Annotated in this window: 13 protein-coding genes and 2 pseudogenes; 8 read left to right on the top strand and 7 right to left on the bottom strand. The window is 42.5% G+C overall.

Annotated elements, in window-relative coordinates:
* Positions 1-139, top strand: a pseudogene (locus EIZ48_RS19620) (IS3 family transposase); the annotation flags it as partial.
* Positions 140-184: 45 nt separating this feature from the next.
* Here EIZ48_RS19620 and EIZ48_RS19615 read toward each other — a convergent pair.
* The 5 genes from EIZ48_RS19615 to EIZ48_RS19595 form a co-directional block, all read right to left on the bottom strand.
* On the bottom strand, positions 185-1,051 hold the full coding sequence (locus EIZ48_RS19615; protein ID WP_160655090.1) for a viperin family antiviral radical SAM protein: 867 nt from the start codon (positions 1,049-1,051) through the stop codon (positions 185-187).
* A gap of 66 nt (positions 1,052-1,117) precedes the next feature.
* Positions 1,118-1,822, bottom strand: a complete 705-nt coding sequence (locus EIZ48_RS19610) for a hypothetical protein (protein WP_160655087.1) — start codon at positions 1,820-1,822, stop codon at positions 1,118-1,120.
* Positions 1,813-2,157 carry a hypothetical protein gene (locus EIZ48_RS19605; RefSeq protein WP_160655084.1) on the bottom strand — a complete coding sequence of 115 codons (345 nt, stop codon included), beginning with the start codon at positions 2,155-2,157 and terminating at the stop codon, positions 1,813-1,815. Before EIZ48_RS19605 ends, EIZ48_RS19610 begins: the two co-directional genes overlap by 10 nt.
* A complete protein-coding gene (locus tag EIZ48_RS19600) occupies positions 2,154-2,651 on the bottom strand; it encodes a hypothetical protein (RefSeq protein WP_160655081.1) in 498 nt (165 codons plus the stop codon). Before EIZ48_RS19600 ends, EIZ48_RS19605 begins: the two co-directional genes overlap by 4 nt.
* Positions 2,652-2,952: 301 nt before the next feature.
* On the bottom strand, positions 2,953-4,218 hold the full coding sequence (locus tag EIZ48_RS19595) for a PDDEXK-like family protein (RefSeq protein ID WP_160655079.1): 1,266 nt from the start codon (positions 4,216-4,218) through the stop codon (positions 2,953-2,955).
* 169 nt (positions 4,219-4,387) lie between these two features.
* On the opposite strand from EIZ48_RS19595, the gene EIZ48_RS19590 reads away from it, so the two are divergent.
* The 6 genes from EIZ48_RS19590 to EIZ48_RS19565 all read left to right on the top strand — a co-directional run bounded on the left by EIZ48_RS19590 (position 4,388) and on the right by EIZ48_RS19565 (position 8,539).
* The gene (locus EIZ48_RS19590) at positions 4,388-5,161 is read left to right on the top strand and encodes a hypothetical protein (RefSeq protein WP_160655077.1); all 774 of its coding nucleotides are present in this window, start codon (positions 4,388-4,390) and stop codon (positions 5,159-5,161) included.
* A 3-nt stretch (positions 5,162-5,164) separates the two neighbouring features.
* Entirely contained in the window at positions 5,165-5,572 is a 408-nt protein-coding gene (locus tag EIZ48_RS19585) for a hypothetical protein (RefSeq protein ID WP_160655075.1), read from the top strand.
* A complete protein-coding gene (locus tag EIZ48_RS19580) occupies positions 5,562-6,266 on the top strand; it encodes a hypothetical protein (protein ID WP_160655073.1) in 705 nt (234 codons plus the stop codon). Before EIZ48_RS19585 ends, EIZ48_RS19580 begins: the two co-directional genes overlap by 11 nt.
* Positions 6,267-6,370: 104 nt before the next feature.
* Positions 6,371-7,216 (top strand): enoyl-CoA hydratase-related protein, encoded by an 846-nt coding sequence (locus tag EIZ48_RS19575; RefSeq protein WP_160655070.1) that lies wholly within the window; start codon positions 6,371-6,373, stop codon positions 7,214-7,216.
* Between the two features lie 197 nt (positions 7,217-7,413).
* Positions 7,414-7,674, top strand: a complete 261-nt coding sequence (locus EIZ48_RS19570) for a hypothetical protein (RefSeq protein WP_160655067.1) — start codon at positions 7,414-7,416, stop codon at positions 7,672-7,674.
* Between the two features lie 349 nt (positions 7,675-8,023).
* Positions 8,024-8,539 carry a GrpB family protein gene (locus tag EIZ48_RS19565; protein WP_160655063.1) on the top strand — a complete coding sequence of 172 codons (516 nt, stop codon included), beginning with the start codon at positions 8,024-8,026 and terminating at the stop codon, positions 8,537-8,539.
* Positions 8,540-8,616: 77 nt separating this feature from the next.
* Here the strand turns inward: EIZ48_RS19565 and EIZ48_RS19560 are convergent.
* Both EIZ48_RS19560 and EIZ48_RS19555 read right to left on the bottom strand, forming a co-directional pair.
* A pseudogene (locus EIZ48_RS19560) lies at positions 8,617-10,059 on the bottom strand (chitinase); the annotation flags it as partial.
* Between the two features lie 695 nt (positions 10,060-10,754).
* The gene (locus EIZ48_RS19555; protein ID WP_160655055.1) at positions 10,755-11,996 is read right to left on the bottom strand and encodes a leucine-rich repeat-containing protein kinase family protein; all 1,242 of its coding nucleotides are present in this window, start codon (positions 11,994-11,996) and stop codon (positions 10,755-10,757) included.
* Between the two features lie 137 nt (positions 11,997-12,133).
* Between EIZ48_RS19555 and EIZ48_RS19550 the strand changes: the two genes are divergently transcribed.
* Positions 12,134-12,664, top strand: a complete 531-nt coding sequence (locus tag EIZ48_RS19550; RefSeq protein WP_160655052.1) for a GNAT family N-acetyltransferase — start codon at positions 12,134-12,136, stop codon at positions 12,662-12,664.
* Positions 12,665-12,775: the final 111 nt, after the last annotated feature.

Genomic DNA, 12,775 nt, shown 5'->3' with positions numbered 1-12,775 from the left:
GGCACAGCGTTCAATCACTCAGTACATCACAGGATATTACAGCGAGATCAGGCCACATCAATATAACGGTGGTCTGACGCCAAATGAGTCAGAACGCTTATTCTGGAATGACTCTAAAACCGTGGCCAATTTTACTTGACCACTTCAAGAACCATTGTTAATTTGTGCATTGCACAAAAAAGCTTTATTTGTATCGCGCAGAAAACTTCTTAGGATTAAAGCCGCTTTCCTTTAGAGCTATGCCTACAGGTGTAGTTAGCAAAGAGCGGCTCTTGAGATACCCGTTGTGAGTATTTTCGTTCTGAAAAAAACAACCGCTTGGATCTATCATCAGATATGAGCCTATCATTGTGGCATTATCTTCAATCGACATAACTGAGTTGAGTGACTGGTGACGAGTGATGAAATTGGTAAAATCATTATCTGATATTTCAGGTATTTCATCATAGATCCCCAGTACTTGGAGTAGTTTCCATTTGTCAGGTTTAACTTTTGAGATTAGAGAGGAGAGATCTTCATTGACATTGAACTGGTTAATGACAGTATTAATTTTTAGTTCCGTCTTAGGTGCATGCTTTCTTATTAGATGACTGATGTTGCTCAGTTGTCTCGGCGTGATCACAGAGCCACTTCTTGTATTACGCCCGATCTGTTGTTGGCACGCCTGGTTTGCCGAATCATAGCTAATACCAATCATACTCATACGATGAGCATGCTCCTTTATGAAGTTTTTTGTAAGTAGATGACCGTTGGTAATGATTGATATGTCAAAACCTAAAGATATTGCACAATCAATTGCATTGATAAACTTGTTTTTAAGTAAGAGAGGTTCGCCGCCGGCAAAGTTAAGTCGAACGCTATCGTAGCCAAGCTCGGACTGGATAGGATTGGGGTTTAAAAAGTAGTTGCTGAGGTTTGTCAGTAACTGATTTACAGTGCCGTCTTGTTTGTGAATTTCATTTGGTTTTTCCCATTTTGCATAACAATAGTGACAGTTATAGTTACAACGCTCTGTCATGTGATAGTTGATTACTAGTTGTTTAGTAGACATAACACTACTCCTGTAATTGATGACAGAAGTAGTGTTACGTTGTGCACTGCACAAAAAAGTGTTTTGTTAGTCGGGAAGACTAGAAAGGAAATGGGTGAAGCTAACGGCTTCTTTATATTGTTGTTGAATAAAGCTCACAAGCATTTGCAGGGTAGTGTCTTGAGCCAGGAGCTCTGAATCCAAGGTTTGCGTTACGTGATATGCAGTTGCCAGTTCTTTATTTAGAAAAGCAAGAAGCAGCTGCTCAGTCGCAGTGAGAGCAAGGCGGTTTTTCAGCAATAGTTCTCGCAATAGACTGGTATTAGCTAACTTGAAGTTCAGTTGTGGCAGTTGTTCGTCTTTGAACGGGGTGTCCAGTTTTCGCTCAGTTAAGTTGAATTTAGGATCTTTCAATTGAGCAATAAAGCTGGAAGCTGCCAATGAAAACTGATGCTTATTTTTGTTGGTATCAAGGTTATGTAATACCTCTTCGATCAATAGTGCGTTACTGTACCTTTTGGTTGGCTCATGCATAGTTGATTTAACGATTTTTGAGTCACCAAGAAAAGCATCTAACAGGAATGCATTAAACAGAGGTATTAGTGCCTTAGGTTGTAAATGAACCTTACCTCGTTTTCTCATACTGGCGTCAGCAAAACCTTCATTCATCACTAGAGTTTTGGGTATGGTTTTGTTTCTTACAAATGTGTTAGCTTTACTGCGTAAGCATGAAGCATTGATACCAAAAAGCTCTTTGACGGCTTGGTTCGTGTTCAAATAACTTACTGGCATACAGCGTCCTGGATAAACCTTTCTTCACTACGGTAATAGGATATATCTAGTTCCGCGATTTTTTGTGCTGATCTGTATTTTGAACTTTGATGGCAATATTGGTCTGGTTCAAAGTGGCTAATTGCTCCGAGGCAATAGCCTGCTCGAAAGCTTTCTTCTTTTGATGTGGTCAAAAAGGCACCAAACATTTCGTTGTCTTTTTTATTATATAGCTCGATGTATTCTTGGCACGCTGATTGAAGAAAAGCAGGAGAGCCTGGTTCATTTATCCTGTCTGTTTTCGCTGCTGAACAGAAAGAGATACTGATAAGAGTGAGGAAAAATAATGGTCTCATTGAAGGTTTTCCTTAGTTGTTTCTACTTCAATTTCCTTTTTAGGAGCAGGAAGGGCTAAATTAGTTCTTTTAATTTTGAAGTTACTAACTCTTATCACTACTAGAACAGAAGAAAAGTAAGTTATATTAAGTATTGGGTGATGAAAAACATATAAGTTTTTCATTATGATAGCTAAAGCTATGGCTGCGGTGAACCAAGCACCGAGTAGGTATCCTTGTGGTATGAAGTAGTATTGAAAGCCTTTAAAGGCACCTGTCTGTGATGACTTAACTTGACAAAAGTAATTTCGTGTAAGTATGACAAAAGCACCAAGAAAAATTAGTTCTGAATAATCCAACTCACTAAATGATATTGAGTATTCAAAGATGTCGTAGAGTATTAGGCCCAGCCCCAATATTCCTATTAGGAAGAAAGTTCCCTTCCAGAGGAATTTAAGAAAAACTTTGATTGAATGGCCAATACGAGAGAGTGTTGAGTTATACGATTGTTCCATGTCTAGTCTGTTGTTATTTGTTGTTGATATGCAATTATACACATTTGGCGGTATCTTGTTGATACCTAAAAGTCTAATATTTATCGAAAAACTGGATTATTGATGATTGCGAACCTTTTAAATTAGCGTATCCCCATCAGTCAATAGCTAGTAAGTGTGACTCGTTGAGCTGGTTGTATGAAGCCAATACCTTTGTGCGTAGTCAGAACTTATCCAGGTATGAACAGGGTGACTTGTCGAAATTGACTTAAGATACTGTCCCAATCGCAAGTTCAAACAGTATCTTAAGTCGGATGAGAAGCTAGTTTTTCTGTAGTTTTGAAAATTGCTCTTCGATCTTCAACAGATGGCAAACGATACTCTCGGTGAGCTTCTGCACTTCATTCTCATTGGTCAGAGAAAGCAGTACAGGATCGGTATCAAATGAGTCCCCAAATTCTGCGAATTTAACGATGGGTTGTGTTGTTTGCTCATCATTGTAGTAACAGGTAACCCAGTCATCCTTCTTGCTGTTAACAGCGTTTCCAGTAGGGAGGAGAGGAGCGATATCGTTTTTGATGTCGCGTCTGCTGACAGCATTTCCATGTTCGTCGCAAACACGCAGCCCATAATGAACCCAGCTATATAGATTGATATACATGTATACGTTCATATCGGCGTATTGCCCAATAGGGTACTTGAGTCCGATATTTTTGTTACCTTTGCTATTTTGATAGTAGTTCTTCGATATATTCTTTATCGATTTTCCACCATAGACTGCTACGATTTTTTCCTGACTCTCCAAGGCTTGCTTGAGCGTTGTCCAGAAACGCTCCTGAAGCATTATCTTACTTTTTACAATTGCATGTTCGATGGCAAGAGCTGCTTGTAAGTCATTAGGGTTTGATGCCAGTTGTTTAGCCAATTCCATCTTAAATTCCTGTCGTTGCCCGGTTAATTTCTCAATGAGAAGTTTGTATTGAACTAATGCTTCCCTAAGGACTGGCTTCATTGCCGCCTCTTTAATACAAGCCGTGAGCCAGTCGACGATGTGGCTGCTAAATGCAATAAGCTCATATTGTTTATCAGTAAGGCTATTGAGGCTGCCTGTACTTGGTTGAGTACCGAAGAGGGTGAGATAATAAAGACGAACTTCTTTATTGGTTGCTCTTTTCTTTAGCTCTAGAAAGTAGTCATACAATTGGTTGTGTTGATCGGCAGCATCAATCTTCATCTCAATGCCGATCATTGAGTCTGCTGACTCAATGGTAAAGTCAATTCTGCGGCCTTCATCAGTACCGTCTTCACGTTTTACCGTGTACTTACCACGCTGATTGTCTAGAGAGAGGACATCTGTGATAAACAATTCCAGAAATGTTGTCCCCATTCCGTGGCGTCCATGAGGGTTGAGTAACTCATAGATAAATCTCGAATGGGTTTCAACTTCTTTTCGTTCCATTTTTAATATACTGAAGATATTAAAACGCTCTCCTTGCTGATTAGAAAATGCTCGATGTTGTTCAAGTAATAGGTGAGTGCGATGCAGTAGATTGGTTTCGTTAATTGGTCTGTTAGCGTTGTTCTGCAAGTTCGGAAGTTCCTTTTTGTTTACATAACAGGCAGGTGTCAGTTCTTGTGAGCTTCATTGAATGGTTGCCTATGCCGGTAGATTTTATGCCTGAACATTTAATAGAGTCTTTGTAGTGCATCACAAAGTTACAGGTGCGAGCTTTAGAGTATAAGGGTGAGGAATGGACTTGAATGAGAAACAATCAAAATTACTGAAAGAAGTGAAATGTTTGCTTAAGGATATTGATGGTGAATTACACTTTCGCTTGCCTCACTCCTCCAAGCGAACTGATATACGGGATATGCTGGAATGGCTGGAGACCGGCGAGCCTGTCGGCAACTTTGAGGTTCTGTACGATCTTGAACAAGAAAGTGAAAACACAGAGGGTGCAGATAATAGAGAAGGGTTTTGGAGCTCTCCGCTAGAGAGTATTTTGGAACAACCTGACATGGTGACTCAGATTATGCTGAAGCTGGATCAGCATCATGGTGAAGAGTTGATTTACGAGCCCTTAATCTGCGAAGTGGGCAAGCCTTTTTACTTCACTCTCCTCAAACATCGGTGCCAGGGCGAACTCGAAGCCTTTGTGATTCTGTTCTGCCATTATCTCAGGTATATGGAGGAATTGAGCTGGGAGGAGATACGTCCTGAAAATGTAGATAATTTGATTGACGACAAGCTGATCTATTCAGTGGCAATGTGCTGCGAAAGTATCGTTCCGGCAGAAGCTGTAAAGAGTGAAACTCATTGGCATATAAACGTTGCATTAGACGATATTTTAATAAACTCTGGCAACCCAGATGTTGGGATCATACATAATGGAATAAGGCTTGAGATTGATGAAAATTATGAGCCTCCCATTAGTCCCTTAATCCATTATGCTCTTCAGCTCGAGCTGGACAATGATAACCCGTTGTTCTTTTTCGAGACCGAGAATGAATATGTGCTTTTTGGGAGTTAACGGATGAATCGATGCACATTGACCCTGATATCTTTGATGCTAGTTAGCCGAACCATGCCAGTACTAGCTTCAGACAGTCAGATTTTACGGCACATTGAAGCCCTTAGCCGAGATTATTACTACGTGCATATCGAAAAGCCTGCACGGCCGTTTCAGGTTAAGGATATAGTCGGAGGCGAGCATGAGAATAAGTACCATATCCTAGGTTTTAAAGGTGATTCCTTTATTATTTCGCTCGAGTCAGCAGAAGGTGAGGCAGGGTACTCGTTGTATGGCGATGGGTTTGAAAGAGTAAGGGAAAAGCACGGTGATAGGGTAACCGTTCAGGGCACCCAAACCTGGATTAGTATTGGTGTGTCAGCAACGCCTTATGCGGAATATATATTAACGGTAAAAAAGCATGAGCAATAAAATCGTTCACCAACAACACACATTTCGAGTTCAAACAAAAGCCTTGCTTGATTTATTGCCAACACTTAAGGCTGAACTGTATTTTGCTGGATGTGATGAGAAGTCTCGTCTCCTGCAGCGTATCGATCAGGTATACGGTGAATTAACCCAGTTTCAGGCATTACAGGCAGAGAAACTGGGCTCAGATTCATGCAATGGTGATGATCCCATCCACTTACTGCAGCAATATGAGTTTAGCGAACCGGTTTATCACTCTGATGGGTTAGGGCATATTCAGGTACAGGAAAGCGATCCGCCATATCCTTTGGAAGCGTTATTACAACAAGTAGAAGAAAGAAAAGAATGGGATGTTTGTTTCTTGATGTTCGAATCTCAGTCAAAGGTGTGGTTGTTGGATTTTGCGGAGCACCTGGAAAATACTGCGTCATATCATACCGATTGCAACATTGTAATAAGTCAGATTTTAACGGATAGAAGTGATCTCATTACTTTGCTGCAAAATGCCGATAGATGGTATTGGAATAATACAAACAGGCACTTAATCCCTGCTTTGACTAAATCTGTCGATGCATTGCTAAGCTACCATGAGCCAGATGTTCTACAACGGGAAATTGATACCAGCATTTTAACTGGATTGAAGAGCCGTTTAGATAGGCTCTACATGAACGAGCATAAACCCAAGCGAACATCTTGAGGTAAAGGATTACGATGGTGTTATTGTGACCTCTATTGCTTATCATTTGGATAGTGATGTAGTAGGCTGATTGTTACGATATTGTTTTAACAGGGAAAGGTATTGTGAATGACCTGAGTTTAACAAGTATTGCAGCCAGCCACCTCTTAACCCGTCTCACCGATGGGGTGCTTATCATGACAATGAACCGACCAAAGAAACTCAATGGTTGGACATTGGATATGATGGATGCACTTGGTGAAGCCTTTGTAAAGGCGAATACTAACGAGGCTGTCAAAGCCGTTGTTCTGACTGGCTCCGGCAATTATTATTCCGCCGGGGTTAACCTGGGGGGCTCTCTTAAGCTCATGCACCCCAAAAAGTTGCGCGAGTTGATCGTAAAAAATAATAAGGCTTTATTTGAGCTTTTCCTTAACTGTGAAAAGCCTCTGTTAATTGCTGTGAATGGCCCGGCAATAGGTGCCAGTGTTACAGCGTCCACCTTGGCAAATAGTATCATTGCATCCGAAAATGCGACTTTCTCAACACCATTTGCGGCACTGGGTATCACGCCGGAAGGGTGCTCAAGTGTTCATTTTCCCCGTCTAATGGGAGAAAAGAATGCACAGCGTATGTTGGGAAGCGAAGGCTGGAAACCTAAGGCCACGGAAGCGTTAGAAGCAGGTTTGGTTCAAAGAGTTGTACCCCATGAGCAATTAATGGATGAAGCAGAACGCATTGCACGAGGTTGGGTGATCAACCAAGAACCGCGACAGTTTATGGCTGGAAGTCAGTTGGACGATCTGAAAACGGCTAACGCTCGGGAATCTGAACAACTTGCGGATGCTTTTCTAGGCGCGGACTTTCTAAGAGAGCAATCACGTTTTTTATGGAGCAAGAAAAAATATGCCCCGTCGATGATGTTCTTTTCGCTGTGGAGCTTAAGACCCTTTTGGGCCCGTTTAATATAGCTTTCCATTAACGATTGGCGGCCAGATAGTGCCGCCAGAGCTTGATTTCGTTATTGAAATCAAATTTTTTCTTTCTATTTCATCAGTTTGTAAGACTAATAAGAGCTTCGTCAAATTAATATTCAACTAGCTTGATATTATGATAAGCCTTCAAATGTAGAAGGTACTAATAGATTGATAAATAAGGGAGCTGCATAATGAAATTTGCCGCCTGTTTCGTGCATATACTGCTTTGGCTGAAAGTAGCGGTATCGCCAGCCTTATTAGGGGCGTTTATTGGTGGGATGATTTGTTTTGCACTGAATGAAATGGTTCTTCCCGTCGTTGCGATCTGTACTGGTTTAGGTATCGTTTGGGGTATTATTTGGGCAGAGAAAACACGCCGAACAGTGGGGTTGTCTAAGTTCCATGGTCGATTAATTGGCCATCCTGAAATTGATGGCTCAAAGAGCAAATAAACTCGCTGTTTGCTGGCTTGGTTGTTACGTTAAATTAACGCTTGAAATAAAGTATTACAATTGTCGCCTATCGTATAGGTTGCGTTCACATTATTGGTTGATGTTAGACTTTTTTATTCGCTAGTGTTGCTGTATTGATTTAGTATTTGCACGTGAAAAGTTTCAGATCTTCAATAGACCCCCAATTAAATTCAGGTTTTTATGATGTAAATTTCTCCAGTGGCCGATGATTTGTCGGCTGGAGTAATTTACAGCTCTGATTGGGCGAATATTGGGTTTAATCGTATTTAATTTGGCGAGTGTATTCTTCGCATCGCTCATACTGGCGATATAAGCTATAGGGTAAACGGTGAGTAAGCGAATAATAGAAGTTGTTGACTATGATCCTAAGTGGGTCGAGTTGTATGAATTTGAAGCGACGGCGATTAAAGAAGTACTAGGAAATACGGCTGTCAACGTTCACCATATTGGTAGTACGGCGGTAAAGGGGTTAGCGGCAAAACCCATTATCGACATTCTTGTAGAAGTGACTGATTTGAATTCTGTGGATTTACTTACTTCAGAGTTGGTTTCACTCGGCTATGAAGCGATGGGTGAATTTGGGATAGCTGAGCGCCGGTTTTTCCAAAAGGGGGGAAATCATCGTACCCACCATATCCATGTTTTTAAGGTCGGGGATAATAACGGAGAGTTGCACATCACATTTAGAGATTACCTGATTGCTCACCCTGAGATAGCAATCGAATATGGTGAACTAAAAAAGAAGGTTGCACTTGAGTGTGATAATAATCCTGATCGTTATAGTGCGGGGAAAAATTATTTCGTGAAGTATCATTTGCTACAACTGCTTAAATTTCGTAAATAGCGTTAAGGGTAGCAAACTAAAAAGACGAAGCCACCTTCAGCGAAGGTGGCTTATTACTATGAACTATTTTTTATTTACACCTTTTTCCAAGGGCCTGAAGCGCCGCTGGTTTCGGGGTTATCACCTTGTGTCCACCATTTGGCCTCGTAGGTCACGCCATTCACAACCACACGATCGCCGGTGTTGTAGACTTTATTTGAATCCCAGGCATTGCCTATAGGATCTGTCGGACCTGTGCCAGGATCTGTTGGCGGCATGGTATCGACGACACGTACCTGAGGCCAGTTGGCATGGGACTCATAGAAGTTGGTAATACACTTCTCGTAGTCGCCGGGAACCAGCGCCGAATAGGCCGTTTGATACCCAACCAGTTCACACTCGAAAGAAACGCCTTCAGGGCGATCCGGGTAGTATTTCCAGTTAGCCTCCCAGTTAGTGTAAAGCACATCGGTTGAGCCGTTCAGGTTCAGGCTGCCATAAGGCGTCTGTTGCCAGCAGGTGTTGCTTTCATCCGCTTCGATAGGAATATTGTAGTGTGCAGATAAGCCTTCCCAGTAACGGATCCGGTTTACAGGCTGGCCTTTATATCTGTTTTGCTCGCCACACTCGATACCGCCGTTAATGATATTGATTGTGGTACCAAACCCGTAGCCAATTCCGGCTTCTTTCTCGGCTTTGGATGGTACCCAGGTACGGTCGATAACGTGCAGCATTGCAGGTTTAGGGGCCTGAGGGGTAAGGAAGAACCAGATAGCAGAAGAGAGGTTGAGCCAGGTATCAGCAACGAGAGCGGGGTTATTCAACAGTACCGTGGCATCGCCGTCGTACATGACTTCAGAGAAGGGCCCATAGTTGAAGTGGTAGGATAGCTGCTTGGCACCACGACCAAAGTATCCCTGTCCTGGTGAGCAAGGCCAGCGCTTATTTTGCCAGTCATTCTGGCCGCAGCCTGTGGTATAGCCCGGTTGGCCTTCCTGCCAGCCCATTTCACGAACGTGAACCAGCGCTTGTTGCCACTCCTCAAGTCCAAGTGGGTTGTCCCAATAGTTGTCCTTCGCTATGTGACCACCCGTTTCCTGTGCGAAGTGGGCAAATGCAGTGATAATTGACTTCTTACAGATCGCGTCAGAATCACGGCCATCGGTATACTCACCACAGAATGCCGGGAACTTACCTATAGCGCGCAGGAAGCGGGTATAGGTGTATTCGGGCGCGGCCATATGAGTCAGGAAGTCCCAGTCTGATTGGGGGAAAACGCGTTCAACGCGTTTGACATTTTCAGGGTTGCTGGCAAGACCGGGTTCAATGGCTTCTACTATTGTGTTCGGACGGGTCGCAAGCGCCTTAGCCCAGACTTTATACATAGGATCTGCCGTTTTAGCTTGTTCTGCGGCTACGACGTCAGCTTTCGATACAATATAGCCAGTGGGATTTTGTGGATCGGGTTGGGGACTCATGGCATAACTGCTTGCCGCTATACTACAGCCGATTAAGGTAGACAGAAGCTTTAGCTTTAACATGTGAAACTCCTTGTAAGGGACAGATATTGGATGTGTTATTACTGGCTTTTTTGTTTTCTTGATGTCCAGAAGCCAGCCAATACGACGATTGACAGCAGTACCTATACCTGAGGAGAGGATGAGTTTGTGACACACAGTAAACCAAGGATTAAAAGCTCTTCCTTTTATTCATCATGTTCGCCTTTGGTAAAGAGACTGAATATCACTCACAGCTTTCAGTCTTAATTACTGTCTAACCACGCAGCGACTTCACTATAGAACTTAAAATTGAATATTCTCAATATTTTGTTCTTCATTAAAATTATCTTCAAATGACCACGTTAAAAGGTTTTTTGTCTAAATATTAAAAGCATGATAAGAAAGAGAAGTGTGAAATTTAATCCATTCTAAAAATTCAGATTAATATTCTGATGGGGTGAAGGTGTGCTTGTTTCTGTATCTGCGAGTGAATTCAAATGAATAACTGGGAAGTTGTATTGATTTTAAAGGTGAATGTTATTTGTGTTGATTTTTTGTTCAAGAGAAAAGGTTGAAAGCTATCTATGTTCAGTGGTTTGCGGTGGGGGAACTATATAACCTGTGATAGTTTGTCTCTAATTTAGGCTGAAAATGAAACAGCTTAACGATCTGGTGGAATACTTTATTGTTAAAAGGCATTGCAATAGTGCTTAAGCAATGCCTTTCTGTCATATCGACTAGTTAACTATTTGCTGATTAAGCTGGATGTACTTATTAGATAGCTTGTCTTCTTCGGCGCAGACACTCAACAGATCGTCGATAAAGTGGTTAAGTGCTCGTTGTTCAATCTGTCTGATCTTCTCTTGCTGTTTTTCAGTGAGCATGTGATACATGGTCGCGGCACCGAAATCTCCAAAAATGATGTTGGCCTCTTCGTCAAAAAGCGTATTGTGCGCGTACAAGTCGCCATGACTCACCTTATTGGTGTGCAAATGGTCAAAGAGATCCTTCATTTGAGCAATGATCTTATCTATCTCGTTTATAGACAGCGTAAAGCCGGGAGGGAAAGTATCACGGGTGCAGCTGTCCAGGCATGGCGGAAAACCCAGATTGCTGTAATGCGACGGGATCAGTCCCATAATCAGTGCCGAGTAGTCTTCTTCGTTGACCTGAGCCAAAGACTGGACCAAATTAGGGTGTCTGCCTACTTTCAGGCAAGCTTTTAGTTCATCCTCAGGGTAACCGTCACTAGTGACTTCACCCTTAAAAACTTTTACTGCTATCTCGCTTGGGAATTCGGCCTGAGGCTGGTTCCATGCGGCCTTGGAAATAACACCGGATGCACCTTGTCCGAGCACTTCTTGCAAGGTATAGCTGGATGAAGCCACTTCAGGGACTGAGTGTATCTCGAGATCTGACTGGCTGAACGGGTTCCCCGAAAAAGCAAGCCAGGCAAGCTTCGGCAGGTTTAGTAGATGCTCAGGGCATTCAGCCAGTTGGTTGGCCGAGATACGTACCAGTTCGAGGTTGGTTAACTGAGCCATGGTCTGCGGTAATTCTGTTAACCGGTTACCGGCAAGGGCCAGCTTCTGCAGTCGAGGGCGCTCGCCCAGTGAGTCAGGCAGTGTCTCGACACAATTATCCGTCAGGATAAGCCAGCGCAGTTTTTCCGGCAGGGCGTTTGCCGGAACGTTAGAGATTTTGTTTGCCTTGAAACCGACCATTTCGAGGTTAGGGCATTTGCCGAGTACTTCGGGCAGAGTTTCAAACAGGTTGTTCGAGGCAAAAATAATTTTAAGCTTCTGAAACTTGGCCAATTCATCAGGTAATGATGTTAATTGGTTACCGGATAAATCAAGGATTTCTAAACTGTCAGCCAAAGAGAATATTTCTTCTGGGAAAGTCGTTAGGTTTTCTGATAGTTTTAAGTGCTGAGTACCTGATAATTCACCAGATTTTAGCTGAGATAGTGTGTGCAAAATGATGGACCATGAATGAGAGGGACATAAAACGGCTCGTAGTCTACAAGAAAGTAAAGCAAATGGTAAGTTGGTGTTGCTAACTTGCCATGAATTCAATACTTAATTACCTGCAAATGATAAGGAGTGGACTGTATATGCAGAGTGAGAGAATCAAACTAGTACCACCTTCAATGGATTTGGCCCAGCCAATGTTAGAAGCTATTCGAGCAAGCCAACATGAGCTTAGCGAGTATTTGCCTTGGGTACCACATGCGCTAACTGAATCCGAGTCTATCAAAAACATGCAAGAAGCGATTGATAAGTATGAGCGCTTTGACGGTGAGCTTCGGTTATCCATTCTGCGAAATAGTGATTCGAAGTTTCTTGGTGCGATTGGGCTAATTATTCGCGATAAATCGGTGCCATTTTTTGAAATTGGCTACTGGCTAAATACCAAAGAAACAGGGAAGGGGTATATTACTGAAGCGGTTTCCCTGATAGAAGACTATGCATTTAACGAGCTGAAAGCGCTGCGTTTGGAGATTCGGGCTGCTGAAACCAACAGTAATAGCCGTGCGGTTGCCGAAAGATGTGGTTATCATCTTGATGCCACTTTGGTAAATGATCGTCGGCTGCCTTCCGGAGAGCTGTCCAGTACGGTTATCTACAGTAAATTGGCTCGGTAAAAAGTCTGATTTGGCAGTTAGATAAAGACAAGTTCAGTAATTTGACGAAATTATATCTTGAAGCCAGGTTTATTGCTTGATAGATTCGAGCAATGAACTTAAATCATACGT

The organism is Photobacterium alginatilyticum (genome assembly GCF_009910675.1).
Classification (GTDB): Bacteria; Pseudomonadota; Gammaproteobacteria; order Enterobacterales; family Vibrionaceae; genus Photobacterium; species Photobacterium alginatilyticum.
The sequence above is the reverse complement of the archived record's forward strand: the minus strand, read 5'-3'. Positions and strand labels throughout refer to the sequence as shown.

Coding starts and splice junctions, on each gene's coding strand:
- EIZ48_RS19615 (WP_160655090.1), bottom strand. CDS start 1,051: ATGTCTACTAAACAACTAGTAATCAACTATCACATGACAGAGCGTTGT.
- EIZ48_RS19610 (WP_160655087.1), bottom strand. CDS start 1,822: ATGCCAGTAAGTTATTTGAACACGAACCAAGCCGTCAAAGAGCTTTTT.
- EIZ48_RS19605 (WP_160655084.1), bottom strand. CDS start 2,157: ATGAGACCATTATTTTTCCTCACTCTTATCAGTATCTCTTTCTGTTCA.
- EIZ48_RS19600 (WP_160655081.1), bottom strand. CDS start 2,651: ATGGAACAATCGTATAACTCAACACTCTCTCGTATTGGCCATTCAATC.
- EIZ48_RS19585 (WP_160655075.1), top strand. CDS start 5,165: ATGAATCGATGCACATTGACCCTGATATCTTTGATGCTAGTTAGCCGA.
- EIZ48_RS19580 (WP_160655073.1), top strand. CDS start 5,562: ATGAGCAATAAAATCGTTCACCAACAACACACATTTCGAGTTCAAACA.
- EIZ48_RS19570 (WP_160655067.1), top strand. CDS start 7,414: ATGAAATTTGCCGCCTGTTTCGTGCATATACTGCTTTGGCTGAAAGTA.
- EIZ48_RS19550 (WP_160655052.1), top strand. CDS start 12,134: ATGCAGAGTGAGAGAATCAAACTAGTACCACCTTCAATGGATTTGGCC.